At 66.3% G+C, this 25910-nt stretch carries 24 protein-coding genes and 2 tRNA genes; 10 read left to right on the plus strand and 16 right to left on the minus strand.

Going from position 1 to position 25910, the window contains the following annotated elements:
• A partial coding sequence (gene mobQ / locus EDF57_RS17435; protein WP_166675308.1) for a MobQ family relaxase occupies nt 1–1337 on the minus strand: 1337 nt, incomplete at its 3' end.
• Between the two features lie 171 nt (nt 1338–1508).
• Between mobQ and EDF57_RS17440 the strand changes: the two genes are divergently transcribed.
• The 4 genes from EDF57_RS17440 (at nt 1509) to EDF57_RS17455 (ending at nt 3879) form a co-directional block, all read left to right on the plus strand.
• Complete coding sequence (locus tag EDF57_RS17440) at nt 1509–1847, plus strand: conjugal transfer protein TraD (RefSeq protein ID WP_134095201.1); 339 nt, start codon at nt 1509–1511, stop codon at nt 1845–1847.
• Between the two features lie 16 nt (nt 1848–1863).
• Nucleotides 1864–2088 carry a conjugal transfer protein TraD gene (locus EDF57_RS17445; RefSeq protein WP_134095202.1) on the plus strand — a complete coding sequence of 75 codons (225 nt, stop codon included), beginning with the start codon at nt 1864–1866 and terminating at the stop codon, nt 2086–2088.
• A gap of 653 nt (nt 2089–2741) precedes the next feature.
• Nucleotides 2742–3329 carry a hypothetical protein gene (locus tag EDF57_RS17450; RefSeq protein WP_243841129.1) on the plus strand — a complete coding sequence of 196 codons (588 nt, stop codon included), beginning with the start codon at nt 2742–2744 and terminating at the stop codon, nt 3327–3329.
• 331 nt (nt 3330–3660) lie between these two features.
• A complete protein-coding gene (locus EDF57_RS17455) occupies nt 3661–3879 on the plus strand; it encodes an AlpA family transcriptional regulator (RefSeq protein ID WP_134095203.1) in 219 nt (72 codons plus the stop codon).
• A gap of 63 nt (nt 3880–3942) precedes the next feature.
• On the opposite strand, the gene EDF57_RS17460 is transcribed toward EDF57_RS17455, so the two are convergent.
• From EDF57_RS17460 to EDF57_RS17490, 7 genes are all read right to left on the minus strand, one after another.
• The gene (locus tag EDF57_RS17460; protein ID WP_134095204.1) at nt 3943–4227 is read right to left on the minus strand and encodes a sigma factor-like helix-turn-helix DNA-binding protein; all 285 of its coding nucleotides are present in this window, start codon (nt 4225–4227) and stop codon (nt 3943–3945) included.
• The gene (locus EDF57_RS17465; RefSeq protein WP_134095205.1) at nt 4224–5111 is read right to left on the minus strand and encodes a zincin-like metallopeptidase domain-containing protein; all 888 of its coding nucleotides are present in this window, start codon (nt 5109–5111) and stop codon (nt 4224–4226) included. Before EDF57_RS17465 ends, EDF57_RS17460 begins: the two co-directional genes overlap by 4 nt.
• 373 nt (nt 5112–5484) lie before the next feature.
• Nucleotides 5485–6750, minus strand: a complete 1266-nt coding sequence (locus tag EDF57_RS17470; RefSeq protein WP_134095206.1) for an integrase arm-type DNA-binding domain-containing protein — start codon at nt 6748–6750, stop codon at nt 5485–5487.
• Nucleotides 6751–6962: 212 nt separating this feature from the next.
• Nucleotides 6963–7038, minus strand: a tRNA-Thr gene (locus EDF57_RS17475).
• Nucleotides 7039–7131: 93 nt separating this feature from the next.
• The gene (locus EDF57_RS17480; RefSeq protein WP_134095207.1) at nt 7132–8892 is read right to left on the minus strand and encodes a DUF885 domain-containing protein; all 1761 of its coding nucleotides are present in this window, start codon (nt 8890–8892) and stop codon (nt 7132–7134) included.
• 69 nt (nt 8893–8961) lie between these two features.
• Nucleotides 8962–9825, minus strand: coding sequence for a hypothetical protein (locus tag EDF57_RS17485; protein WP_134095430.1), 864 nt, complete (start codon nt 9823–9825; stop codon nt 8962–8964).
• Nucleotides 9826–9890: 65 nt separating this feature from the next.
• Entirely contained in the window at nt 9891–11216 is a 1326-nt protein-coding gene (locus tag EDF57_RS17490) for a replication-associated recombination protein A (protein WP_134095208.1), read from the minus strand.
• Between the two features lie 90 nt (nt 11217–11306).
• Here EDF57_RS17490 and EDF57_RS17495 point away from each other — a divergent pair, with 90 nt between their 5' ends.
• Entirely contained in the window at nt 11307–11744 is a 438-nt protein-coding gene (locus tag EDF57_RS17495; protein ID WP_134095209.1) for a hypothetical protein, read from the plus strand.
• Nucleotides 11745–11808: 64 nt separating this feature from the next.
• Here EDF57_RS17495 and EDF57_RS17500 read toward each other — a convergent pair whose 3' ends face one another.
• The 3 genes from EDF57_RS17500 to EDF57_RS17510 form a co-directional block, all read right to left on the minus strand.
• Nucleotides 11809–12960: a glycosyltransferase family 1 protein gene (locus tag EDF57_RS17500; RefSeq protein WP_132264966.1), complete on the minus strand. Its 1152-nt coding sequence runs from the start codon at nt 12958–12960 to the stop codon at nt 11809–11811.
• Nucleotides 12961–13172: 212 nt separating this feature from the next.
• A complete protein-coding gene (locus tag EDF57_RS17505) occupies nt 13173–13688 on the minus strand; it encodes a hypothetical protein (RefSeq protein ID WP_134095210.1) in 516 nt (171 codons plus the stop codon).
• A 263-nt stretch (nt 13689–13951) separates the two neighbouring features.
• Nucleotides 13952–14335, minus strand: coding sequence for a hypothetical protein (locus tag EDF57_RS17510; RefSeq protein WP_132264970.1), 384 nt, complete (start codon nt 14333–14335; stop codon nt 13952–13954).
• A 276-nt stretch (nt 14336–14611) separates the two neighbouring features.
• Between EDF57_RS17510 and EDF57_RS17515 the strand changes: the two genes are divergently transcribed.
• Complete coding sequence (locus tag EDF57_RS17515; RefSeq protein ID WP_132264972.1) at nt 14612–15487, plus strand: porin family protein; 876 nt, start codon at nt 14612–14614, stop codon at nt 15485–15487.
• A 142-nt stretch (nt 15488–15629) separates the two neighbouring features.
• Here the strand turns inward: EDF57_RS17515 and typA are convergent, their stop codons facing one another.
• Nucleotides 15630–17459: a translational GTPase TypA gene (gene typA / locus EDF57_RS17520; RefSeq protein WP_134095211.1), complete on the minus strand. Its 1830-nt coding sequence runs from the start codon at nt 17457–17459 to the stop codon at nt 15630–15632.
• 566 nt (nt 17460–18025) lie between these two features.
• Here typA and EDF57_RS17525 point away from each other — a divergent pair.
• Nucleotides 18026–18490: a DUF805 domain-containing protein gene (locus tag EDF57_RS17525; RefSeq protein WP_132264976.1), complete on the plus strand. Its 465-nt coding sequence runs from the start codon at nt 18026–18028 to the stop codon at nt 18488–18490.
• Nucleotides 18491–18511: 21 nt separating this feature from the next.
• On the opposite strand, the gene EDF57_RS17530 is transcribed toward EDF57_RS17525, so the two are convergent.
• Both EDF57_RS17530 and EDF57_RS17535 read right to left on the minus strand, forming a co-directional pair.
• Entirely contained in the window at nt 18512–21052 is a 2541-nt protein-coding gene (locus tag EDF57_RS17530) for an FtsX-like permease family protein (RefSeq protein ID WP_134095212.1), read from the minus strand.
• Nucleotides 21045–21782, minus strand: a complete 738-nt coding sequence (locus tag EDF57_RS17535; protein WP_132265349.1) for an ABC transporter ATP-binding protein — start codon at nt 21780–21782, stop codon at nt 21045–21047. The genes EDF57_RS17530 and EDF57_RS17535 overlap by 8 nt, the downstream gene beginning before the upstream one ends.
• A gap of 37 nt (nt 21783–21819) precedes the next feature.
• Here EDF57_RS17535 and EDF57_RS17540 point away from each other — a divergent pair, with 37 nt between their 5' ends.
• Nucleotides 21820–22530 carry an arylesterase gene (locus EDF57_RS17540; protein WP_208324896.1) on the plus strand — a complete coding sequence of 237 codons (711 nt, stop codon included), beginning with the start codon at nt 21820–21822 and terminating at the stop codon, nt 22528–22530.
• 28 nt (nt 22531–22558) lie between these two features.
• On the opposite strand, the gene recF is transcribed toward EDF57_RS17540, so the two are convergent.
• Together recF and EDF57_RS17550 are read right to left on the minus strand one after the other, a co-directional pair.
• On the minus strand, nt 22559–23662 hold the full coding sequence (gene recF, locus EDF57_RS17545; protein WP_134095213.1) for a DNA replication/repair protein RecF: 1104 nt from the start codon (nt 23660–23662) through the stop codon (nt 22559–22561).
• Between the two features lie 67 nt (nt 23663–23729).
• A complete protein-coding gene (locus EDF57_RS17550) occupies nt 23730–24584 on the minus strand; it encodes a queuosine precursor transporter (protein WP_134095214.1) in 855 nt (284 codons plus the stop codon).
• 99 nt (nt 24585–24683) lie between these two features.
• Here EDF57_RS17550 and EDF57_RS17555 point away from each other — a divergent pair.
• Nucleotides 24684–24760: transfer RNA gene (locus EDF57_RS17555), tRNA-Arg, on the plus strand.
• 129 nt (nt 24761–24889) lie between these two features.
• Nucleotides 24890–25882 (plus strand): bile acid:sodium symporter family protein, encoded by a 993-nt coding sequence (locus EDF57_RS17560; RefSeq protein ID WP_134095215.1) that lies wholly within the window; start codon nt 24890–24892, stop codon nt 25880–25882.
• The last annotated feature ends 28 nt before the right edge of the window (nt 25883–25910 follow it).

Here is a 25910-nt window from a genome sequence, read left to right on the forward strand (position 1 = left end):
CCGACCATCCCGGCCTCGTCGATCACCAGCACCGAACGATCGGTCAGCAGCTCGCGATCCTGCGCCCATTGGCGTTCCATACTGGCGATGGTGCGGCTGCCAATGCCCGAACCGCTTTCGAGGTTCTCGGCGGCAATCCCGGAGAGCGCCGCACCGCGAACTTCATACCCTGCCGAGCGCCAGGCATCATGGGCAACACCCAGCATCGCGCTCTTACCGGTGCCGGCATAGCCGATCACCGAAGAGAGGCCCCGGCTATGGGTCACATGCTCAAGCGCCCCGTACTGCTCGGCCGAGAGCACTAGCCCCCTCGCCTCGGCACGGGCCAATGCCTTTTCCTGCACGGCACGGCTGACACCATGGCGGCGTTCGGCATCGAGCTTGATGGTGGCCTTCTCGAGCCGCTTCTCGGTCTCGATCATCGAGCGCGACGTGAAGCGATCCTCGCCGCGTCCATCCTTGCCCAGCGCGATCAGTTCCGGCGAGGCGCGCACCGCGCCGAGCACCTGATCGAACTGCTCCTTGCCGTCGCTGTGCCGGTGCACGAACCTGGCGAGGTCGCGGGTGGTGAACGTCGCTTGGCTGTGGGCGATGGCATCGAGCGCGATTGCCGGGTTGGCGAGGATCCTCTCGCCATTGGCCCGGGCAATCGCATGATGCTCTTCGAGCCGCTCGCTTTCGAGCCCCTGCCCCACCATCCGCGAGGCGGCCGGACCGATCTTGTGCTGGGGCTCCAGCTCGATGCCCTGGGCTTCCAGGGAACGGTGATCGATCCGCGCGTCGATATCGAGTTCGGCAAGCCGCTGGTTGACGTGATCGGCCCAGGCTTCACGCCAATGGGTGAGAAGTTCGGTGCGGTTCCAATCGCGCACCTTGGGGCCGAAACCTTCTTCGGTCACTTCGCGCATGCCGAGCATCACATGGGCATGGGGCTTGGGCTGTCCGTCCTCGCCGATATCCCAGTGCACATTGAGATCGGCGACCATGCCCCGCGACACGAACTCTTGGGTAACGAAGTCACGGGTCAAACGAATGCCTTCGGCCTGGTCGAGCTCACGGGGAATGGCGAACTCGACCTCGCGGCACAGCTGGGCGTCCTTGCGCTTCTCGGCCGCCTCGACATCGTTCCACAGACGCTCGCGGTCGAGCCATTGTTCCGGCGCGTTCTCGGGGAGCAGAATCTCCGAGTGGACGACGCCCGCCTTGTTCGAAAAGTCATGATCGCGCCCGAGCCGCTCATCGTGCAGCCGCGAAGCGGAACGATAGGCGGCGGCGGCCACCGCCGAGGAGCCGGTGGCGCGGGAAATGACTTTGGCCGAGAAATGGTAGATCGCCATGACGGCGATCCATTTACACTTCAAGCAGCACGTCGGCACGACGTATAAGCGCGCCCTCGAACGATTTTATCGCACTCGGGAACGCGAAATCCCAGAAGATTTCACGCTATTGTTTGGGCCTGAGACTCCCGATAGCTGAACCGTCCGCCTCGATCAACGAAAGGACGGACAATGCGTAAGCCCCGTGACTATGACGCCGAACTCAAGGCACTCACCGACAAGGCGCGGCAACTCAAAACGCGTAAAGTAAGCCAGCTTGGAGAACTGGTGAACGCGACAGGCGCCGATGCCCTATCCGCCGAAGTCCTGGCCGGCGCCTTGCTCGATGCCGCCACCACCACCGACGCGGCCAGAAAGGAGGCATGGCGGGGGCGAGGCGCCGCGTTCTTTTCAGGGCAAGGCAAAGGCGCTCGCACAGGAACTGGCAGCGAGGATCGCAGCAACTTGGGCAGCGCTGCGGCGGAACCAGGCAGCGCGCAATTGCCACTTGGCGAGCCGGGCGCGGCATGATGCCCGCACTTGGCAAGTGACGCGGCGCGAACGCACCCGCCAGCTCATCGAGCTCGGCGGGCTTGTCGCGAGAGCCGAGCTGGTCGAGCTGACCGGGGATGACCGCGCGGTGATCCTCGGTCTGCTGGTCGAAGCGGCGGCCAGGCTGCGCGGCAACGATCGCGAGCAAGCGCTGACGCTGTGGCGGCAGCGCGGCGTGCGGGCGTTCGCTCAAGAACCAGCTGGCGTGGATCGAGATTGAGCTAGCGATAGTCAAAAATCGGCAGGGACGGTTTTGTTGTTCTGCGTCCACCACGGACGGATGAAATGGACGAGACTGGCCTCGCAAAATTGTGCTATACAGTCGGTGCGCGGACGACTCCGTGGCGAAGAGTGGAACCCCGGCGGCGAGTTCCATCAGGCCGCCTTTTCACAGTCCTGCCGGGTTGGAGCGTCCGCGCACCTTTGGCCTTGTCTCCCACTGCACGGCGGATTGCTCGTACGCCTGCTCCGCATGGCGGGCGGTGTCCATTTCGTGATCGCATAACGCCTTGACGTTGTGGACGTGGGCAGCGCCGGGCTTGTTGCCTCTCCTCTACGGCTTTCCAGCCTTGATCTCCAATCGCTCCGCGCAGCCTTGGCGTAAGGATTCCCGTCTGTTATCCTGCCAAGGCGCTGCGCAAAGGGCAGCGCCGGGACTGGTAATCCCGCTGACCAACGCAAACTCGGAAAACACAGTTTTCCGGGGTGCCGTCGCGTATGTCCAAACCTTCGGGTGAAAGGCGGCGGCGCATGCGGTCAGCATGTTACCAGCTCCGGCGGCTCCCGCGCGTTAGCGTGCGGGAGTTCGGGACTGGTCCGCAAGTTGTCCTGAGCCTTCCGCCAACCCGCCTTGATGCGGACCCGGAGGTGCCAATGGACGTTCAAGTTCCTGCTGCTTCACCCGATCAGATCGCCGCTGTGTCTGCGGCGCTGAAATCCTTGCCCAACGACAATTCCGCGCTCGCTGCGCTCTGGAAAATCTACGGCGCCGAGCCGGTGCGATTGCTGCGCACCCAGCAGGGCCGCAGCCTCAGCCGCGAACGGGTCAAACGGGCGGAAGGCTTCATGGGCGGGCTCGCCCCTGACGCGCCGTTCGACTGGCACTATTTCCTCTACACGTCGGGGATCGTCGTGCAGCTGGCGCTGTCCTCGCACCTGCTCGATGTCGGGTTTCCGGATAGCTGGTGTGCGCGCCACATCAGCCTCAATATCGACCGGTCGCTGGCCTACGCCAATGTCACCGGCTTCGGCTACGATTGCCCCGAGACCGCGCGACTGGTGCAGGTGCTCTCGCCGTACTGGAAATGGAACCGCCACCGCCCCGGCGACAGCAATCTGCTCGACGATGGCGGCTTCACGCCCGACGAGGTTCGCGCGCTCTTAACCGCGCTGGTCGATCACGTCCGCCATGTGACCGGCCATGCCCGGCCCCGACCCCGGCAGCGAGCGGTGCAAGACTGATCGGGCGCCCGCAGCAGCCATGCTGCGGGACCGCCGAGCGGCCATAGTCCGCCAGCTTAGCGGGCGATTCGCTCGCCGATGATGGCAGTGCTCCCTGTCAGCCGTCTGCATTGAGACGGCGTGAGACCGATCCGCGGGCCGCAAGCTCCCGGCGGCCATATTTTTTTGGTGTCCGTAGAGTGCCGCCAATGTCCGCTACGGTGCACCGAGCGGAATCTCGCGCGTTCTTGGCCGTTTAGCGCCGTTTGATGCCCTTGCGTCGGGCTCGGTTTAGCCCAATCTTGCTCATGGCCGGCCAGTCCACCTCACGAATAGGAAAGGACAACGCCAGATGGATATGAAGCCCCTCGATCGTTTTCTGCGCCTCAATACCGTGCTCGAACGCACGGGCCTGTCCCGTGCAACCCTCTACCGCAAGATCCAGACTGGAACCTTCCCGAAGCAGGTCCGGATAGCCGAACGCTGCTGCGGGTGGCGCGAAAGCGCCGTGACCGAATGGATGAAAAATCCCATCTCGTACCTCGTCGAAGATTACCCGCCGCAGGCCTGAACAGTCGTCGCGCCGGAAGGCAAGGCCGGGGCGCGCCCGCTTTGGCGGGCGCGCCCCGATCCCTTACCAGCCCTTGCGTTCCTGCCGGCCCCGCGACCGCACGATCAAGCCGATGGCTCGCCCGAATTCGATCTCCACCCGGCGAACGCTGATGCCAAGTTGCGCGGCGATCTCTTCGTAGCTCATGTCCTCGAACCGGATCAGATGGAACACGGCACGCGGGAGCCAAGGAAGCGAGCGTAGCGCCCGGGCCAGCCGGCGCAGTTCCGGCTGCTCGTACTCGGGGAAGGCATCACGCAGGAAGGCTTCGCGGATGCGCTGCTCCAGCAGGTAGATGTGCCAGATCATGCCGCGCCCTCCCCGAATGCGAGGAGGAAATCGGCGCCCTTGCTGGCAGCACTGGCCGCCCGGAAAATCGCCTTCTCATCGGCGCGCATGGCCTCGATCCACGAGCCAATGTAATCGCTATGCCGCACGGTGGGCTGGATGCCGAGCGATGCGCAGGCGAAAGCCGAGGTCAATTCGGCAATAAGCTCTTCTTTTGCGTACGAAACTGAGCCGTACTTGCCGGTCTGGTCGCGGTCCAATCGGCCCTTGCCGCCGACCCAATGACCCAGTTCGTGCAGGACCGTCCGGAACCAATTTATCGGCTCGTGGAAAGCGGCCTGCGGGGGCACCTGCACATAGTCCTGCCTGGGGGCATAGAACGCCTCGTCGCCGCCGATCCGGAAGTCCGCACCCGTGGCCGCGATGATCCGATCCACCTCGGCAATCGCCAAGACCGGATCGGGCACGCCCGGTTCTTCGGCATAGCGCTCGGGCAGACCTTCGATCTGATCGAGGTTGAAGACGACGAACCGCTTCAGGAAGGCAATCGTCCGAACCTCACGATCCTCGCACCGCGCCTGCTCCGCCTCGTTCCTCGGCGTGAAGCGATCCGCGTAGCAGATGACCGTGCCCTTCTCACCCCGCCGGACATGCCCACCTGCGGCCAAGGCCTGCTTGTACGTGAGCCAGCGCTGCGACGCGAACCGGCGTTCCACCGCCTCGCACCACAGGATGAGAATATTAATTCCAGAGTAAACCCGTCCGGAAACGGCGTTGTGCGGCATCAGACACGGACACCGCGCACTGTCCCAGGGCTGCACCCAGGGAAGCCTGCCCTCCTCCAGCTCGGCAATGATCCGGGAAGTGACCTCCCCATAGAGGCTCTGACGATCGGTCCTGTTCATTTCTCCTGTTCCTTTCCTCAACCGCCATTGACCGGCGCCGGGGTGGCGGGGGGCGGCAGGAGCGGACCAAAAGCCTCGCCTGAAATGGCGGGGTGCACCCGAAGGGCCGAAATGGAATGGAGGACCTGGGCCCCGCCCAGGTTGCGGCTCGCCATGGCGGGGCTAGGGGGCCGTGACGCCCCCCGTCACCCTGGAGCCGAGGCACACGCCGACGCGCCGCAGGCGCGGCGACCGCTGACGGGATGCGGACAGCGTCCCGCCCGGGCCGCTCAAGGCGGGACGGAACGCGTCATGCGATCGTGACGGCTATGCCGACGAGACGCCGAAGGTGGCTCGGCCGAAGCGTCAGCGGAGGTAGAGCGCGGTCAGGCCCTCAGGCCTGGGATGCCTCCTCCAGTTCGCCTGTCTCAGCGGCCAGTCGAAAGTCCAAGTTCGGGGCAACGTTACCACCCCTGGCCTTTTCCCGAAGCGCGTCGAGATGATCGCTCCACCATTGATGCATGGCTGTTCGCTCCTCCCAGTAGCGCCCCCGATTATAGATGCCGCGAACAGCATTGGCATCCATATGCGCTAACGAACGCTCGATGGCGTCTGGGCTCCAATGTCCGCTTTCATTCAGCAATGTCGACGCGGTGGTTCTGAGTCCATGGGCGGTAAGCTCGCGGGTACCGTAACCCATACGCCGAAACGCCGCATTGATGGTGTTTTCGCTCATCGTCTTGCGCGAAGTGTGCCGCGCGGGAAAAGCATATCCTTCGGGCCCCGTCAGCTCATACAGTTGGAGCAAATAGGCAATCACCTGCCGCGACAGCGGCACTTGATGCGGACGCCTCATCTTCATGCGCTCGGCCGGGATGGTCCAGACAGCCGTCTCAAGATTGAACTCGGACCAATTGGCCTTTCGAAGCTCGCCAGGCCGAGCCATGACATGTGGAGCAATCTGCATGGCAAGACGCGTGACAATGCCGCCGCGATAGCCGTCGATGTCACGAAGCAGCTTGCCGACCTGATCTGGTTCGAGCAGCGCCGCGTGATGCTTCACTTTGGGCGTAAGGAGAGCGCCCCTCAGTATGAACGTCGGGTCATTCTCGCCGCGCCCCGTCGCGACTGCATATCTGAAAACCCGGCTGGCGAAGGAACGGCAACGCTGCGCTGTCTCCCGCTTGCCCTTGGCCTCGATCGCTTTGAACACGGCGAGCAATTCGAGCGGTTTGATTTCCGTGATCGGCCGCGAGCCAATCGGCTTCATATGCGACAGAAGCCAATTCGTCTTGACCGTCGTCGCTTCGGCCCGCTCCTCCGCCACCATCTTGTCGATGAATTCCTTGGCGATGTCATCGAAGGTATTGGCCGACTTGTAAGCGGCAACCAGCTTATTGATCTTGCGCGCCGCAAGCGGATCTTCGCCGGCTTCGAGCAGCGCACGCGCGTCATCGACCTTCCTCCGTGCGCCAGCCAGACCAACGTCGGGATAACGCCCTAAGGCAAGCCTCTTCTGCTTGCCCGCAAAGCGGTATTTGAAGCGCCACAGCTTCGAGCCATTCGGGTGGATTTCCAGGTAAAGCCCCCGGCTATCCGAGCACTGATAGATTTTCTCCGCAGGCAGCAACTGGCGAACTTGAACATCGGTGAGCGACACGGGCGATTCTCCTCGACAAGTCGAAGCGCGACGTTGCGGTTCCAATGGGCCACCTGTTTGGTTCCTGCCGACGAGGCCATCATTGCACCTCGTGGCACCATTTCGTTCAGGATGCCCTGGAATTGCCTGACACACTCCGAGACCAACGATGCCGAAAAATGGCAGAAATCAGGGATTTTGTCGAGGATTTGGGATGTCTTGGGAGGAGTAAATGGTGCCGGCTACAGGATTCGAACCCGTGGCCCCCTGATTACAAATCAGGTGCTCTACCAACTGAGCTAAGCCGGCCCGGCGCATCGGCATGAGTGATGCGCGCGACAAGTCCGGCGCCCTTACCGCGAGGGAGGGGCGCCGGTCCAGTTGCTTTTATGAAATATCCGCTCAGAAAATCGCGTGGGGCGCATCTTCCTGCATCATCGCCTGGCGCACGAGGGGGATCGGCGGGCCGCCGTGGCTCAGGAACTGGTCGTGGAACGGCTTCCAGGCCGCGCGGCCACCGCGCGAGGCGGTCCAGTCGTCGCGCAGCTTGCGGATCATCAGCTTGCCCAGCGTATAGTTGAGATAGGCCGGATCGTAAGTGCCGCGCGCGGCCTGCTGCTCGGCGGTGCCTTCGTCCTGATAGCACTCGTCCATGAACATGCGCTTGGACTGTTCCTGCGTCATGCCGCGCGCGTGGAGACCGATGGCCGAGAGGTAGCGGCAGTTGCGCAGCAGCGCGTTCGACAGCTGGCCGACGTGAACGCCGGCATCGCCCTTGCCCAGGCCCGCGTCCCACATCATTTCCTCGGCATAGTGCGCCCAGCCTTCGGCATAGGCGTAGCCCACCCAGAGGCGGCCCACCCAGGAGGGCGAGCGGTTCGAGTGGAGGAATTGCAGGAAGTGGCCGGGCATGACTTCGTGCACCGAAGTGAACAGCAGGTCATTCTTGCCGGGGATATAGTCCTGTTGCATCTGCTGCGACCAGGAAGGGTCCGGCGGCGAGATATAGTAAACCGAGGAGATGCCCTTCTCCAGCGGCCCGGCGGGATCGATATAGGCCGAGTTCTGGCGGTTGTAGGGCGGGCTTTCCTCCACCAGCGCCTGTTCGGTGCCGGGGATCGTGGCGATATCGTGCTGGCGCACGAAAGCGGTCAGTTCCGGGATCTGCAGGCGCGCGGCGGCGACGGGGCCGCCTTCCGGCTTGTCGGCGCGCATCTTGTCAAAGCAGGCCTGGATGTCCTTGCCGGGGGCATATTCGGCGCAGGCGGCCTTGAGCAGGTCCTGGTTGCGCTTGAGATCGGCGCGGCCCACGGCTTCCAACTCGCTGAGCGGGGCATCGACGGCCTCGGTGGCGGCGAGCATGCGCGAGAAGCGTTCGGCGCCCATCGCGAAGTCCTGGGTGGGCGTGGCCTTGCCGAGCCAGTCGGAAAGGTCCTGCATGGCCTTGGCCGCGCTTTCCGAGCTGGCCTTGAACTCGGCCTGGAGCGCGGCGTCCTTCACATCGGCAAAAGCGGTGCGGGCGTCGCCGCGGTAATATTCCGCAAAGCCCGAGAAGCCCGCAGTGCCGAGCTTGATGAAGCTGGCGGGCATCGCCGTCTTCAGGTTGCCGCGGATCTGCGCGGCGGCGGTGGGCACGGCCTTGAAGAAGGCGATCATGGCCTTCATGCGCGTCGGCTTGTCGGCATAGGCGCGGCTGACGTAGACGTTCGGGTCGAGGCCGTTCTCGATGTAGAAGCCGGGATTGTTGTGCGGCTTGTCGGCGTCTTCCAGCCAGAACAGCTGGCCCTTGGCGACTTGCACCAGGTAGTCGCGTTCGAAGCGGTCTTCGGCGGAAAGGCTGGCGAAGGCGCCGGCATCGGCGATCACCTTCTTCAGGAATGCCCCGCGCGCCTTGAGCCCGGCGGGGCTCCAGTCGGGCAGCTTGCCGTCGAACTGGTGCGCGCCCTGATAGACCGCGAAGGAGGGATCCTGCGCCATCCAGCTCTCTATCGTCCGGTTCACGAAGCTCTTCCACGGCGTGGCCGGCTTGCCGAGCGCGACTGATACCGGGGTGGCGGCGGGAGCGGATGGGGGAGCGGATTTGGGCGCGGGGGCCGCATTCGAGACGTGTGCTCCCAGACCGAGAGCAAGGCAGGCGATCCCCGCCAGCAGTGCATGTTTCATAGCCGAACTGTCCCTGTCAGTCATGTTGGAGGCCGGTTGTTCACGGCCCCGATGGGGACAGGTTCTGGGCTAAGGCGCGCCGAAGGTCCAGCCCTCGGTCCTGGCCAGTTCCGGTGTGAGATCAAGGGGTTTCCACAGGTCTTCGCGCGGGGCCGCCGTGCGCAGCCAGGCCGCGGTGAGGAGGGCATCCGCGCTGTGATCGTCGATCGGGCCGGTTCCCCCTGTCGGCGGCGAACCCAGTGCGGCGAGCGCGGTATCGAGCGCGGCATGGTCGGTCATTTTCGCCCGCCCGGCAGAGCGGCCCGCCGCGACGGCGGCAAGCGTGGTGTAGATCTCGGTCACGACCGAGCCGGATACGGGGAGGGGATCGATCGGCCAGACCGGAACCGCGCCGCGCAGGCGGTGCAGCAGGCGCATGCCGGTGAGGCTGGACTTGCCGACTTGCGCGGCGCCCACGAGGTTGAAGTTGGAATAGGGTCTGCACCCGGCGCGGGCCTGCGCCTGTTCGGTCACGCGCAGGCGTCCGCGGCGGTGGCCCGCGCCGGGAAGGTGGAAGCGCAGGCCTTCCCGGCCTCCGTGACGCCGGAAGTAGGCACTGATTTCGGGATGGTCGACGAAGCTGGCCGCGGCCAGATGGGCGTCTTCGGTGCAGACCCTATCGATCAGTGCCCAGAGCGCGCGGGCGTCCTTTGGACTGGCCGGCCAATCGGGGAAGAAAGCCCCGGCATCGGCGAAAGGCAGCGAGATGCCGAGGTCCAGCCCCACCAGCGTGTCCTGCGGCAAGTCGTCCCGCAGCAGGTGCAGCACCGCCTCACGCGACCAGTGGCGATGATCCGCAGGGTGCAACAGCCGCGGCGCGCCCTCCAGCCCGCAGAGGGCGACGGCGATGCCCTTCTGGCGCGGGCCGAGGGCGCCGGACCAGTCGATGGCCATGAAGTGCCGGAAACGCGCCGGGGCGCCGGACAAGTGACGGGGCAAGGCCTAGACCCGTTCGTCCATCAGGTCTGCCCCTGCCGCTCGGCCCGCTTGCGGTCCCACCATTCGAGGCGCTTGCGAATCTCGCGTTCGAAGCCGCGCTCGACCGGCTCGTAGAAGCGTTGCGGCTCCATGTCCTCGGGCCAGTAGTCGTCGCCGGAGAAGCCGTCCGGCGCATTGTGGTCGTAGGCGTAGTCCTTGCCGTAGCCGATGTCCTTCATCAGCTTGGTCGGCGCATTGAGGATATTGGCCGGCGGCATCAGCGAACCTGTCTCGCGCGCGGACCGGGCCGCGGCCTTCCAGGCCACATAGGCGGCATTCGATTTCGGCGCGGTGGCGACATAGAGGCAGGCCTGCGCGATCGCCAGTTCGCCTTCGGGCGAGCCGAGGAACTCATAAGCCTGCTTGGCGGCCAGGCACTGCGCGAGGGCCTGCGGATCCGCCAGGCCGATATCCTCGCTGGCCATGCGGACGAGGCGGCGCAGCAGGAACAGCGGCTCCTCGCCGGCGGTCATCATGCGCGCCAGATAGTAGAGCGCGGCCTGAGGGTCCGATCCGCGCACCGCCTTGTGAAGCGCCGAAATCAGGTTGTAGTGCCCGTCGCGGTCCTTGTCGTAGACGGCCACGCGCCGCTGCAGGAACTGGCCGAGCCCGGCCGGATCGAGCGGCTCCGGGATCTGCGCGGCGTAGAGTGTCTCGGCCTGGTTGAGCAGGAAACGCCCGTCGCCGTCGGCAGAGGCGACCAGGGCCGCGCGGGCGTCGTCATCGAGGGGCAGCGGGCCTTCCAGCGCCTCGGCCTTGTCGAGCAGCGTGTTCAGCGGCTCCGGCCCGAGGCGGTGCAGGATCAGCACCTGGGCGCGGCTGAGCAGGGCGGCGTTGAGCGCGAAGCTGGGATTCTCCGTCGTCGCGCCGACCAGGGTGACGGTGCCGCGCTCCACGAAGGGCAGGAAGCCGTCCTGCTGGGCGCGGTTGAACCGGTGGATCTCGTCCACGAACAACAAGGTCCGCTGGCCGGCGCGGGCGGCCAGGTCGGCCTCGGCGAAAGCCTTCTTGAGGTCGGCCACGCCCGAAAACACCGCCGAGACCGCCGTGAAGCGCATACCCACCGCATCGGCCAGCAGCCGCGCGGTGCTGGTCTTGCCCGTGCCGGGGGGACCCCAGAGGATCATCGAGGAAAGCCGCCCCGCCGCCACCATGCGGCCGATCGGGCCTTCCGGCCCGGTGAGGTGCTCCTGTCCGACCACGTCCTCCAGCGTGCGCGGGCGGAGACGATCGGCAAGCGGGGCATCCTCCCGCGGGGTGTCGGGCGTGGGGGACGGGGGAAGGTCGTCGGCAAAAAGGTCGGCCATGGGACCTATCTAGCCATTGTCCCGCAGAATTGCATCGTCTGGCCGAGGCGCGTATCCTTGCGGGCTTGAAGCAGGCAGGGAGGCACAGCGATGATCGGAACCTTGCGCGTCAGGGCCCCGCGCCACCTGTGGATCGTCGGCGTGCTGACGCTGGTGTGGAACGCCTTCGGTTGCACCGATTTTTCCATGACGGTGACGCGTAATCCCGCATGGATGGCGCCGCTTTCCCCCGAGATGATCGACTGGCTGGACGCTGCGCCGAGCTGGACCGTGGCGACCTGGGCGCTGGGGGTCTGGGGCGGACTGGCGGGATCGCTGCTGCTGCTCCTGCGCTCGCGCTGGGCGGTGGCGGCGTTCACGATTTCGCTGCTGGGGCTGGCGGTGAACCAGATCTATCCCTTCGTCTCCCGGACGCCCGCCATGCTGACCAGCCCTGCCAGCATCGGCATTACCCTGGCGATCTGGGCGATCGCGGTGTTCCTGCTCTGGTACGCGATCCGGCTGCGCCGGAGCGGCGTGCTGCGCTGATGGGCGAGCGGGAAGAGGCTGAGCGGAAAGAGGCCGAGCGGGAAGAGGCTGGCCGGGGACGCGCTCAGCGGCGCAGGCGCTGGCGCACGAGGCGCAAGTAGGTATCGGCCACGTCCTGGTTGATGCGGTCCCAGCTGAAATCGAGCGCCCGGTTTTCGCCTGCCAGGCCGTTGCTGGCGCGCAGGGCCGGGTCTTCGATATAGGCCTTCAGCGCTTCGGCGAACTGGTGGATGGCGCCCGGCGGGATCAGCCTGCCCGAGACATGGTCGTCGACCAGACTCTGGCTGCCGGTGGCCGCGGCCGCCACCACCGGGAGGCGGCAGGCCATGGCCTCCAGCGTGACATTGCCGAACGTCTCGGTGACGGAGGGGTTGAACAGCACGTCCATGCTCGCGACCGCGCGGGCGAGGCCCTCGCCTTGCTGGAAGCCGACGAAGGCCGCCTGCGGCAGGCGGGCCTGGAACCATTCGCGCGCTGGACCCTCGCCCACGACGAGGACCCGGTGAGCGACATTGCGGCGGCGCAGGTCGTCCAGCGTGTCGGAGAAGACGTCGAGGCCCTTTTCCATGACCAGGCGCCCCAGGAAGCCGACGACCACTTCATGGTCCGCGATGCCCTGTGCGCGGCGCCAGGCCAGGTCCCGGCGTTCGGGATGGAAGATGTCGCGGTCGACGCCGCGCGACCAGATCGAGACGTCGTAGTTCATGCGCTGTTCGCGCAGGAGCTGGGCCATCGATTCCGAAGGGGCGACCAGGGCGTCGCAGCGGCGATAGAAGCGGCGGAGCATCGCCTCCACCACCGGTTCGCCCCAGGCCATGTTGTAATAGCGCAAGTAGGTTTCGAACCGGGTGTGGACCGAGGCGAGTACCGGCAGGTTGCGCGCACGCGCCCAGGACACGGCCTGATGGCCCACGGGGTCGGGCGAGGATACGTGGACGACATTCGGCGCGAAGGCCTTCAGGTCGCGCCGCGCCTTGAACGAGATGGCCAGCGGAACGCGGTATTCGGGGCGGTTGGGGATCGGCAGCGAATGAATGCCGATCAGGTCTCCGGTCGGCTCGAACGCGGGCTTCTTCACCACTGGCGCATAGACGCGCACTTGGGCGCCCTGGCGCAGCAGATAGCCGACGAGGCGGTTCAACGCCTGGTTGGCGCCGTCTCGGACATAGTTGTAGTTGCCCGAAAACAGGGCAATGCGCAGGTCGGCGGTTTCCATGGTGGGCAGCCCCATAGCGTTCCCCGCCGAGATTGGCGAGTGGGCTTCACAGATGCCGCGCCGTTCCTGAGGAAAACCGCTGCTTCGGCGCGCCGGATAAGCGCAGATGGCCGACAAACGGTCTTCTGCGCCGAAGGCTGGATGCCGCCGGACTGCGGTTGGGCAGTCCGGCGGCATCCCCTGGTGGATGGTCCCGTCTTCGGGGTCAGCCCTTAGCGACGCCAGTCACGGCGGTGGTCGTCGCGCCGGTGGTCGTCGCGGCGGTAATCGTCATGGCGGCGATCGCCGCGCCAGCCGTCACGGCCGCGGTCCCACCGGTTGCGGTCGTCGCGCCAGCCACGGCGGTCGTCGCGCCACGCATGGCGGCCATCGCGCCAGCGGTCACGGCCGCCCCAGCGCTCGCGATAGTAGGGCGCATAGTACCGGTCATAGTAGCGATCGCGGTAGTAGCGGTTCGGCGCGCCCTGGTAATAGTAGTAGTAACCGGGCCGGTCGCGCACGGTGACGTAGCGGCGGGAGCCGTAATAACCGCGATCGTAGTAGCGGCCGTCGTCGCGGTCTGCGAGCGCGGCGCCGAGCGCCAGGCCGATCACGCCTGCACCGATGGCGATGGCGGCATCGTTACCGCCCCGGTCGTAGTAGTCCCGCGCCATGGCAGGCGCGGATGCCGTGAGGGCCGATGCGGCCAGAGCCGTCGCCAGCCCCAGGGACTTCCAGTTCAGTTTCATCTTATCGCACTCCTATCCGGGCCAACCAAGTTACGGCGGAATCGGCGGGCATGTCGGACCCCGAGATTTCGCCCTGGCCAGTGAACTTCGCGTGAACTTGACGTCACATGCGACGAGCCGCGCGGCGCCGTCGCCATGATGCTGCCGCCGAAACAAGGACGCCCGGCCGTAGGGGTGGCCGGGCGTCTCGGTTTCCCGATTTCCCGGGGCCAGGCGGAGAGGGGTTTATCCGCGAGGCCCCGATCGTCGGGGGCTTTCAGCGATCAGTAGCCGCGGCGGTAGTCGCCGCGATCGTGGTCGTAGCCGCGGCGATAGTCGCCGCGCTGGTAACGGTCGTAGTCGTCGCGGCTGTGGCGGCCGCCATTGCCGTCCCAGTACCAGCCGTCGCGGTACTGCCAGTTGCTGCTATAGGCCGGACCGTAAGAGTAGCCGCTGTTGTAGTAGCGATCGTCGTTGCGATAGCGGTCGTTGTTGCTGCTGGAAGCGATGATCGCGCCCAGGGCCACGCCGATAACGCCGGCGCCGATGGCGACTGCGGCGGTATTGTCATTGTGGCGATAGTGGTCGCGGGCCATGGCCGGGGTTGCCGTGGCGAAGGCGGTGGCAGCGAGGGCAGTGGCAAGCGTGGCGTTGCGGAAGAATGTCATTGTACGAAACTCCTTGCTGGGCAGGGGCTCCGGTGGGGCCGGGGTCTCGTCCCTTGTTGAGTTTCTTCTACGCCTGCCTGGCTGAACCGCATCGAAGCGACATCGGCAGATTCCGTTCAGGTTTGTACGACTTTGTATGAATCGATCGGAACGCCTCCGCGCCATTTGCTCGGCCCATCGGAAAGCGCTCCTCACTTCATCGCAGAAAAGGAAACAAAAACGGCAGCTTGGACTTCGGGGAGGGCCAAGTACGAAATTTGACAGGGAAATTACCAAATGAACACTGCCCGCCTCCTCTCGTCGGCGATCGGCCTCGCGGTCGCCGTCGCGGCCTTCCCGGCCATGGCGCAGGACAGCGATGCTCCCATCGCCACCGACACCCCCGCTCGCGACAGCCACTTCGACGGCCCCTATGTTCAGGCCTTCGGCGGCCTTTCCACCCGCGGCAACGATGGCGGCGACAGCCTGCGCTTCGATACGGACGGAGACGGCCGCTACGACAACACCGTGAACACCGCAGCCGGCGCCAATGCCTTCAGCCCCGGCTTCTGCAACGGCCGCGCCCTGGGCGCCACGCCGGACGGTGGCTGCCGCAGCGACAAGGACGGCGCCGAATACGGCGTGCGCTTCGGCTACGACAAGCGCATGGGCAATAACTTCGTGCTCGGCGGTCTCGTCGAAGGCGTGAAGAGCGACGCCAAGGACGCGACCTCGGGCTACAGCACCACGCCTGCCAGCTACACGATCCAGCGCAAGCTGGACTACGGCCTTTCGGCCCGCGTCCGCGCCGGCTATACCCCGGGCGGCGGCGCGCTGTTCTATGTGACCGGCGGCGGCGGCGTGGCCAAGCTGGACCACAGCTTCCTCACCACCAACACCGCCAATTCCTTCGACCCCCAGCGCAACAACAAGCTGGTCTGGGGCTGGCAGGCCGGCGGCGGCGGCGAGATCATGGTGGCCCGCAACGTCAGCCTCGGCCTCGAGTATCTCTACAACCGCTACAACGACAACAAGTACAACGTGGAAGTCGGACCCGGCACTGCGCCGGCGACCAACCCGTTCCTGATCGATTCGGGTTCGACCAACATCAAGGGTTCGAACAAGGACTTCTCGTATCACTCGCTGCGCGCGACGGTGGGCTTCCAGTTCTGACCGCGCATCCTTGAGATTGCCCGAGATTGGGAGAGGGCCGGCACAAGGCCCCACATAAAGAAAGGGCGGCAACCGCGAGGTTGCCGCCCTTTCCATGTTCGTCTCAAGAGAGCCTGAACTGCGGCGCCGAGGCGCCGAGGGATCAGGAATCCTTCTTGCGGCTCTGCTTCTTGCGCTCGTTCGGGTCGAGGAAGGCCTTGCGCAGACGGATCGACTGCGGGGTCACTTCGACCATTTCGTCGTCGTCGATGTAGGCGATCGCCTGCTCCAGCGTCATCACGCGGGGCGGGGTGAGGCGGATGGCGTCGTCCTTGCCGGTCGAACGGAAGTTCGTCAGCTGCTTCGACTTCATCGGGTTCACTTCGAGATCGTCGGGCTTGGCGTTTTCGCCGATGATCATGCCCTCGTAGATCTTTTCCTGCGGCTTCACGAACAGGATGCCGCGATCTTCAAGGCTGTTCAGCGCGTAGCCGACGGCTTCACCGGTGCCGTTCGAGATCAGCACGCCGTTCTGGCGGCCTTCGATCGGACCCTTGTGGCTGTCGTACTTCTCGAACAGGCGGTTCATGATGCCGGTGCCGCGGGTGTCCGAAAGGAACTCGCCGTGGTAGCCGATCAGGCCGCGCGAAGGGGCCGAGAAGGTGATGCGGGTCTTGCCGGCGCCCGAAGGACGCATGTCGGTAAGCTCGGCCTTGCGGCGCTGCATCTTCTCCACGACGGTGCCCGAGAACTCGTCGTCCACGTCGATCACGACGGTTTCGTACGGTTCGGTGCGGCCACCCTTCTCGTCCTTGCCGAACAGCACGCGCGGGCGGCTGATGCCCAGCTCGAAGCCTTCGCGGCGCATCGTTTCGATCACGACGCCCAGCTGAAGTTCGCCGCGACCGGCGACTTCGAAGCTGTCGCGGTCTGCCGATTCGGTGACGCGGATGGCAACGTTGGTTTCCGCTTCGCGCATCAGGCGGTCGCGGATCATGCGGCTGGTGACCTTGTCGCCTTCACGGCCCGCGAGCGGCGAGTCGTTGACGGCAAAGCGCATCGCCAGGGTCGGCGGATCGATCGGCTGGGCCTGGATCGCCTCGGTGACCGAAGGATCGGCGATGGTGTTCGACACGGTGGCCTTTTCGAGGCCGGCCAGCGCGATGATGTCACCGGCGCGGGCTTCTTCCACGGGCACGCGGTCGAGGCCGCGGAACGACAGCACCTTGGTGGCGCGGCCGACTTCGATGACCTTGCCGTCCATGTCGATGGCGCGGATCGGGTCGTTGACCTTCAGCTTGCCGGACTGGACGCGGCCGGTGAGGACGCGGCCCATGAAGTTGTCACGGTCGAGCAGGGTGGCGAGGAACGAGAACGGCGCGTCCTGGTCGAGGTCGGGCGCGGGAACGTGCTCGACGATCTTTTCGAACAGCGGCGTCAGGTCGCCTTCGCGGGCGTCCGGATCGTAGCCGGCGTAGCCGTTACGGCCCGACGCGTAGAGGGTCGGGAAGTCGAGTTGCTCGTCATTGGCGTCGAGGCTGACGAAGAGGTCGAACACTTCGTCCAGCACTTCGGCGTGACGGCCATCGGGACGGTCGATCTTGTTGACGACCACGATCGGCTTCAGGCCGAGGCCCAAAGCCTTGCCGGTGACGAACTTGGTCTGCGGCATGGCGCCTTCAGAGCTGTCCACCAGCAGGACGACGCCGTCGACCATCGAGAGGATGCGTTCGACTTCGGCGCCGAAGTCGGCGTGGCCGGGGGTGTCGACGATGTTGATGCGGTAGCCGTTCCACTCGATCGAAGTCGGCTTCGCGAGAATCGTGATCCCGCGCTCCTTTTCGAGGTCGTTCGAGTCCATGGCGCGCTCTTCGATGCGCTGGTTGTCGCGGAAGGTACCGGACTGGCGGAAGAGCTGGTCGACAAGAGTGGTCTTGCCGTGGTCGACGTGCGCGATAATCGCGATATTGCGCAAGGGAAGCGGGGCGGACATGCAGTGCCTATCGGTTCGAGGAGTTGGCCAGCGGCGCATGCTGCACCGCAAAATTGGCGCGCCATTAGCCGATCTATGCAAATCCGGCAAGCACGGAGCGGCCCTGCGCAATTGTTGCGCCTGTGTCACAATCGAACGGGAAGCGGAGGATCAGCCGCATGAGTGATTGTTTTGCCCGCTTTATCCTTTTAGGGTCGGCTTCGTAATCAGGGTGAGACGGTGACCGAAAAGAGCACCGCCGCCGGGAGAGGAATGCCGAAGGCTCCCCAGCAAGGGCGGCTTCGCCAGACCGACGATAAGGAATCCAGCTGCGCCTCTACGGGCGCGGCGGCGCGTTACCGGCACACAGCCGGAGCGTGACAAGGCGAACCCGCGCGGCAGGGAGGAGACGCAAGGGAACGCAAACTCAGCCAGGGGCGCCGGGTCTTGCCCGAGCGCCCCTTTTCCTTTGGCGTTCCTTGACCGCAGCGGCTGTTCGCAGGGCCTGCCATGCGCGGCTTGCCGTCCCGAAGCGGGCGTCTATAGTGCAAGTCCTTGAACACGCTGTCGAACCTGAGGGGGAAAACATGTTCGAATACATGATCATGCCATTCAAGCGTTATGCCGACTTTTCGGGCCGTTCGCTTCGCATCGAATACTGGGGCTTCGCCTTGCTCAATTTCATCGTCTTCGCGGTGATTTTCGGCATCTCGATGGGGCTCGGCCTGTCCTTGGGCGCTTTCCAGCAGATCGAGCAGGGCGGCGATCCCTCGTTGCTGTTCGGCACCGGATTTTTCGTCCTGATCGGCCTGGCCGGTCTCTACAGCCTTGCGGTCTTCATTCCGAGCATCGCCGTTGCCGTGCGCCGATTCCACGACCGTGACATGAGCGGCTGGTGGTATCTCGGCTTCATCGTGCTGGGGCTGATTCCCTTTGTGGGCTGGATCGCGACCATCGCTTCTTTCGTAATCACCTGCCTGCCCGGCACGCCCGGTCCCAACCGTTTCGGCATGGATCCCCGCGATCCCACCGGCGCTGAAGTCTTCGCCTGAGGCGGCGCCGGTCGTCCGGCGCTAAAGCTCCCTCAGGGCCCGTGCCGGTTTCGCTCGCAACAGCGGCAGCGAGCCGGCCAGGGCGAAAGTCAGGATCACGATCAGGCCGGCGCCCAGCACCATCAGGATGCGCGGCCAGTCCGGCAGCCAGTCGAACTCGAAGAGCTTGACGATCACTGCCCAGGCCATGGCGCTGCCCGCGGCCAGTGCCACAAGCGCCAGCACGGCGGCGATCAGGCCGTATTCGGCAAGCTGGAGCAGCAGGAGCTGGCCCCGGCTGGCGCCCAGCACGCGCAGGATCACGTTGTCATAGGTCCGGCTGGCGCGCGCCGCGGCGATGGCGCCGAACAGCACGGCCAGCCCGGCCAGCACCGCCACCGAAGCGGCCGCGAGGATGGCCAGGGTCATCTGGTCCAGCAGTCCGCGCGCATCGCGCAGCAGGGTGCCGGTTTCGATCACCGAGCTGGACGGGAACGCACGGGCCAGCCGTGGCAGCAGCCCGCGCGTGGAATGGCCCGGCGGCACTTCGATCGTCGCGGCCAGGTTGTGCGGCGCCCCCGCCAGAGTGTTGGGCGAGAAGACCAGCACGAAATTGAAGCCCAGGGTGTCCCAGTCGATCCGGCGCAGTGCGGCCACCCGCGCGGTCCGCTCGACACCGAGCACGCCCACCGTCACATAGTCCCCCACCTTCAGCCCCACGGTCTGGGCAAATTTCTCGTCGAGCGACACGAGCGGCTCGCCGCGGTGGATCTCGGGCCACCACCGGCCGGACGTGACGGTGCTGCCTTCAGGCACGCCGACCGAATAGGTCAGGCCCCGCTCGCCCTTCAGCGCCCAGGCGTCCTCGGGGATTTCCTTCAGGTCGGACACGCGCGTCATGTGGTCCCGCGGTCCATAGGCGAGGATCCGGCCGCGCAAGTTTGGAACCATCTTCACAACCGCGCCGGGAACCTGCTGCGCGACGATGTCCTGGAATGCTCCGGCTTTGTCTTTGGGCACGTCGAGCACGAAGAAGTCTGGCGCGCGGGCGGGCACGGTCTTGCGGATATTGGCGTCGAGGCTGGTCTGGACGGCGGCGATCAGAACGAATGCGGAGAGGCCGAAGCCGAGGGCGGTCACCAGGGCGCCGGTCTGGGCGCCGGGGCGATAGAGGTTGGCGAGACCGGCGCGCAGCATCGGGTCGCGCGGCCTGGGCAGGTGCGCGGCGGCCCGGCGAATGCCCAGGCCGATCAGTGCGAGCAGGCCGAGCATGAGCGCGGCGCCGCCGAGGAAGCCCAGCGTCACCAGCGGCTGCGCGGCATTGAGCAGGGCGAGGGCGACGATGGCGGCGAGTCCCAGTCCGACGGGGAGCAACCAGGTCCGGCGCGGAGCCATGAGCGGCGAGACTTGCGCGCGCATCAGCGCCATGGCGGGGAAGCTGCGTGCACGGGCCAGCGGCGGCGCGGCGAAGACGAGCGCGACCAGCAGGCCGTAGCCTGTCGCTGTCAGCAGGGCCGCAGGAGAGACGGTGAAGCCCGTGTCGACAGGCAGGAGCGCGCCGAGAGAGCGCGCCAGCAACGGGGTTACCAGCACGCCTGCCAGCAATCCGGCCAGGCTGCCGACCAGCGCCGCCGCGCCGACTTGCAGGAGGTAGATGCGGGCAATGTCGCGGCTCGTCGCGCCCAGCACCTTGAGCGTGGCGATCGAGGCGCGCCGCGCTTCGAGATAGGATGACACGCCGCCGCCGATGCCGATGCCGGCGATGACGAGCGCGGCCAGACCGACAAGCGCGAGGAACTGGCCCATGCGGCTGACGAAACGCTGGGTGGAAGGCGAAGCGGCCTTGCGGGTGCGGGTGTCGAAGGCATCGTCGCCGAAACGCTTCTTCAGTGCATCGACCACGGCGTCCGGGTCGCGCATCGCATCCGCGAACCGGACGCGCGTGGCGCTGCGGTACATGGCGCCGGGGTCGGTCAGCCCGGCGCGCGAGGGCAGGTCGAGCGCGGAGATCGCGGTGTCGCCCAGCGCGAAGCCTTCCGAAAGCTTCTCCGGGTCGCTGGCGATCACGCCGCCCACCCGCTGCTCCACGCCGCCGATCGAGACGCTGTCGCCCCGGCTTACGCCCAGGCGCGCGGCGGTTCCTTCCGAAAGCCAGACCGATCCGGCAGGCGGTGCGCCGACCTTGCGGCCGTCCTGGAGTTCGAGCCGCCCATAGAGCGGCCATTTTGCGTCGACGGCCTTCAGCGCGACCGGGGCCGTGAGATCGCCCTTGCGGGCTATGGCCTGAAGGCGAAAGCCCGGCGAGACCTGGCCGTAGCGGGAAAGCGCATTCAGTTCCTTGTCCGAAAGGCTGCGCTGCCAGGTCTTCAGCTCGATATCGCCGCCCAGCACTTCGCGGCCGCGCGTCGTCAGTTCGCGCTCGATCGAGCCGGTGAGAGTGCCGATCGCCGCGATCGCGCCGACCCCCAGGAACAGGCAGACGAGCAGCAGCCGCAGGCCCTTGAACCGCGCCGAAAGGTCGCGGCGGGCGAGGGTCCAGGCGGTGCGCCAGGGCAGGGTCGGCGCGGAGGCGGGGTCAGGCAAGACCAGCGCTCGCGCCTTGCGCCCGGAACCGGTCGCTGGCGATCCGGCCGTCCGCCAGCGTCACCACGCGTTCGCAATGGTCGGCAAGGCTTTCGTCATGAGTGATGATGAGCAGGGTGGCGCCTGCTTCCGCGCGGCGGGCGAAGAGCAGGTCGACGATGGTGGCGCCGGTGGCGGCATCGAGATTGCCGGTCGGCTCATCCGCGAAGACGAGCGAAGGGCGCGGCGCCAGCGCGCGGGCAATGGCCACGCGCTGCTGCTCGCCGCCGGAAAGCTGGGCCGGATAGTGTGACAGGCGGTGCCCCAGCCCGACCGCGGCAAGTTCCGCTTCGGCGCGTTCGCGGGCATTGTCCATCCCGGCGAGTTCCAGCGGCGTCGCCACGTTTTCAAGCGCCGTCATCGTCGGCAGGAGATGGAAGGCCTGGAGCACGACGCCGATCCGGCCGCGCCGGGCGCGGGCGAGGGCGTCCTCATCCATGGCCGAAAAGTCCTGCCCCGCCACGCTCAGCGCACCGCTGCTGGCACGCTCCAGCCCGGAAAGCACCGACATCAGCGAAGACTTGCCCGAACCGGACGGGCCAAGCAGCGCCAGGGTCTGTCCTTGCGGCACGGAAAGGTCGATGCCCTTCAGGATTTCGACGGCGCTGTCGCCGCTGCCGAGGGTCAGGCGCAGGTCCTGCGCAAGAATTGAGGGGGCGGGGGGCTGGGAAGGATTGCTCACCGGTCCCATATGGGTGGGCAAAGCCCCGTAGTTCAAGGAGAAAGCCTTGCGCGTTCACGCGAAAGCCCTGCTCGTCCCTTCGCTCTTGCTGCCATTCCTGCTCGGCGCCTGCGACAAGGCCGCGCCGCCCGCGCCTGACCGGACGCAGAGCGCCGTCGATGCGCCGCCGCCGATTCCGGCCATGGGCCCGGAGCGGCCGATCCTCGCCTTCGGGGATTCGCTGCTGGCAGGCTATGGCCTGGACGACGGCGAAAGCTACCCGGACCGGCTGGAACAGGCGCTGCGCGTGCGGGGCGTCAACGCGAAGATCGCCAATGCCGGGGTTTCCGGCGATACCACCGCGGCGGGTCTGGAACGGCTCAATTTCACGCTGGAAAGCCAGTCTCCCAAGCCGGAGCTGGCCATCGTCAGCCTGGGCGGCAACGACATGCTGCGCTCGCTGCCCCCGGCGGAGACGCGCAGGAACCTCGAGGAAATCCTGAAGCGCCTGAAGGGCGACAATATCCGCGTGGTGCTGCTTGGCATGATGGCGGCGCCCAATCTGGGCAAGGACTATGCCGCGACCTTCAACCCGATCTATCCGCAACTAGCGCAGAAATACGGGGCGACGCTGGTGCCGTTCTTTCTCCAGCCGGTGATCGACAAGCCGGACCTGATGCAGAAGGACCACGTCCATCCCACTGCGCTGGGCATCGATGCCATCGTCAGCGCGACGGTGGACGACGTGGTGGATGCCTTGCCGAAGCAGGGCGGCTGACGATACCCGCAGCGCAAGGGGCGGGGGGCTATCCCAGCCGGTGCACCGCGCCCGAACGCACTTCCCAGACGGCGGCCTCGCCGGCGATGGCGTCGAAGGGGGCGAGTTCGGTACCGGTCAGCCAGACTTGCGCCGAGCCCGCGCGCAGGCGGTCGAACAGGGCTTCGCGGCGCACGGGATCGAGATGGGCGGCGACTTCGTCCAGCAGCAGCAGACGGGGACGCTGTTCGGCCCCGGTTTCCAGCAGCTGCGAATGGGCCAGCGTAATCGCGATCAGCATCGCTTTCTGCTCACCGGTCGAGCATTCGGCGGCGGCCTGGCCCTTGCCCGGCCCTTTGCCGGCCATGGTCACCAGGATCTCGTCGCGATGCGGGCCGGTCAGAGTGCGCTGCGCGGCGCGTTCGCGGGCGCGGCCTTCGCGCAGGGCACGGGCGAGGCCCTCGGAAGAGATCGGTCCACCCGGCTGATAGGCCAGCGAAGGACGCGCGAAAGGCGAATCGGGCAGGGCGGCAAGAGTCTGCTCCAGTCGCTCGACCAGTTCGGCGCGGGCGGCGGCGACCATCGATCCGGATTCCGCCAGTTGCAGCTCGATTGCGTCCAGCCAGCGCGGATCGGGCGGCATGTCGTCCGAGAGCAGGCGATTGCGTTCGCGCAGCGCGTTTTCCAGCCGGGTGGCATGGCTGGCGTGGTCCGGCCGCACGGCGAGCACCAGCCGGTCGAGGAAACGCCGCCGGGCGCCGGCCCCTTCCACGAAAAGCCGGTCCATGGCCGGGGTCAGCCAGCCGATCGACATCCATTCCGCCAGGCGCACGGCCGGGGCTTCGGCGCCGTTGATCTGGACCAGGCGGCGGCCGGGACGCTCAGGCAGGACGCCGGTTCCCAGCTGCACCGGCTCCTCGTCCGCCACGAGCAGGGCCGCGCTCACCGCGAAGCCGCCGTCGAAATCCTGCCCCGGCATGTCGGCAAGCCCGGCACGGCGCAGACCGCGGCCAGGCGAAAGCAGCGAGATCGCCTCCAGCACATTGGTCTTGCCTGCGCCGTTCTCCCCCACCAGCAGGTTGAACTGCGCCGTGCCTTCCACCGCGGTCTCGCGGTGGTTGCGGAAACGGGACAGGAGGATGCGATCGAGCATGGTCGCCGGCGGGCCTACCGGCGCGGGCCGGTCATGCCAAGCGGGAGGCGCGGTTTATTCGGAGCCTTTATTCGGCGTGTCCCGCCGCCCTGCGGGTCTTGGCGAAAGGAGAGAAGTCCACGTTGCTGTCGAACACATCCACGCCTTCGCGCCGTTTCAGCCAGCCGACGACCAGGTACGTCACCGGGGTGAGCACCACTTCCCAGCCGGTCTTGATCAGCCACTGGGTCAGCGCGAGCAAGGCGATCGAGTGCGGGGTGAAGCCGGCCACGCCGAGGAAGGCGAGGGGGTAGAACAGCGCGCTGTCCACGCCTTCGCCGAAGATCGTCGAGCCGATCGTGCGGGTCCAGAGATGCTTGCCCTGGGTCATGACCTTCATGCGCGCCAGGACGAAGGAATTCACGAACTCCCCGGCCCAGAAGGCGCAGACGGAGGCGAAGACGATGCGCGGGGTCTGGCCGAAGATCGCGTAGTAGGCCGCCTGGTTCGGTGCGGTCACCTGCTTGCCGGCGACGGTGTAAGTTGCAGAGGCGAGCGCCCAATCCGGGCTGGCAGGAATTTCCACCACGACCACGCTCATCACCACCATGAACAGCAGCGCGAAAAAGCCCGCCCAGATGCAGCGGCGGGCATTGGCATAGCCGTAGACCTCCGTCAGCACGTCGCCGATGATGTAGGAGACCGGGAAGAACAGCACGCCCGCGCCGAACGTGACCGGGCCGATGACGGGGAAGGAGACTTCCGCCTGCTTGGCTGCGCCGATCAGGTTGGAGAGCAGCAGGATGACCACGAAAGCCACCAGCATATAGTCGAAATAGCGGAAATGACGCCGCGCACCGGCCATCCCGTCGATACGCGAGAGGCCCGCATCGGAAAATGCGGGGCTGGAAGAGGCTGGGCTGGAAAGGTCTGCTTCGCTCATCGGCTGTGCGTAACCTGCCGCCGCAACGGGGCAAAGCACAAGTTGCGTCCATAGCGCGGTTTGCCTCTGCGGCGAACCGCGCTATGGGGAGCGCGACGCGCGCCCGTAGCTCAGCTGGATAGAGCACGAGCCTTCTAAGCTTGGGGTCACAGGTTCGAACCCTGTCGGGCGCGCCAATTCCTCCCTCTTCACGCATGCCTTGCCGGGGTCACGCCGGTGCCAGGGGAGCGTTCTCAAGTTTTTGTGCGTCCACGGCGCACTCCGGGGGCTTTTGCCGCGCGGCCTGCCGCCCTAGAGAGGGCGGCATGAACCGCCTTCTCGCCCGCCTGAACCTCGACCCCTATCTTCTCATGCTGCTTGCGACCGTGGGCCTGGCCTCGGTACTGCCGGCGCGCGGCATCTGGGCGGGCATTGCCGGCGGCGTTGCCGACGCGGCCATCGCGCTGCTGTTCTTCCTGCACGGCGCCAAGCTTTCGCGGGAAGCGATCCTCGACGGCGCGCGGGCGTGGAAGCTGCACCTGACCGTGGCGAGCCTGACGTTCGTGATCTTCCCGCTGCTGGGTCTGGGCATCCGGGCCATTCCCGGCCTGGAGCCTTCCCTGGCGACCGGCGTGCTGTTCCTGACGTTGCTGCCCTCCACCGTGCAGTCCTCGATCGCCTTCACGGCCATTGCGGGCGGGAATGTGGCGGCGGCCGTGTGCAGCGCCTCGTTCTCGAACCTGGCGGGCATCTTCATCACGCCGGTGCTGACGGCGCTGCTTATCACCGGCAAGGCGCAAGGTTTCTCCACCGACCCGATCGTCTCGATCTCGCTGCAGCTCCTTCTTCCCTTCGTGGCAGGACACTTGCTGCGGCCGTGGATCGGCGGCTTCGTGCAGCGGCACAAGAAGATGCTGGGCTACACCGATCGCGGCTCGATCCTGCTGGTGGTCTATACCGCTTTCGGCGCCGCGGTGCTCGACGGGCTGTGGCAGAAGGTGACGCTGGGCGAACTGGCCCTGATCGCGCTGCTGTCGCTGGCCCTGCTCGCCGCGATCATGGTGATCGGCAACCTGCTGGGCCGGATGCTGGGCTTTTCGCACGAGGACCGGGTGGTGATCCTGTTCTGCGGCTCCAAGAAGAGCCTGGCCACCGGCGTTCCGCTTGCGGGCGTGCTGTTCCCGGCCGCCCAGGTCGGCGCGATCATCCTGCCGCTGATGTTCTTCCACCAGATCCAGCTCATGGTCTGCGCCGTGCTCGCCCGGAGACTGGCGGCGCAAGGGCAGGAAGAAAAGCGCGGCGTCGAGGCTCCGGCCTGAGGCGATTTAAGGGTTGATCAACCGGTTT

The organism is Novosphingobium sp. PhB55, assembly GCF_004368805.1.
Taxonomy (GTDB): Bacteria; Pseudomonadota; Alphaproteobacteria; order Sphingomonadales; family Sphingomonadaceae; genus Novosphingobium.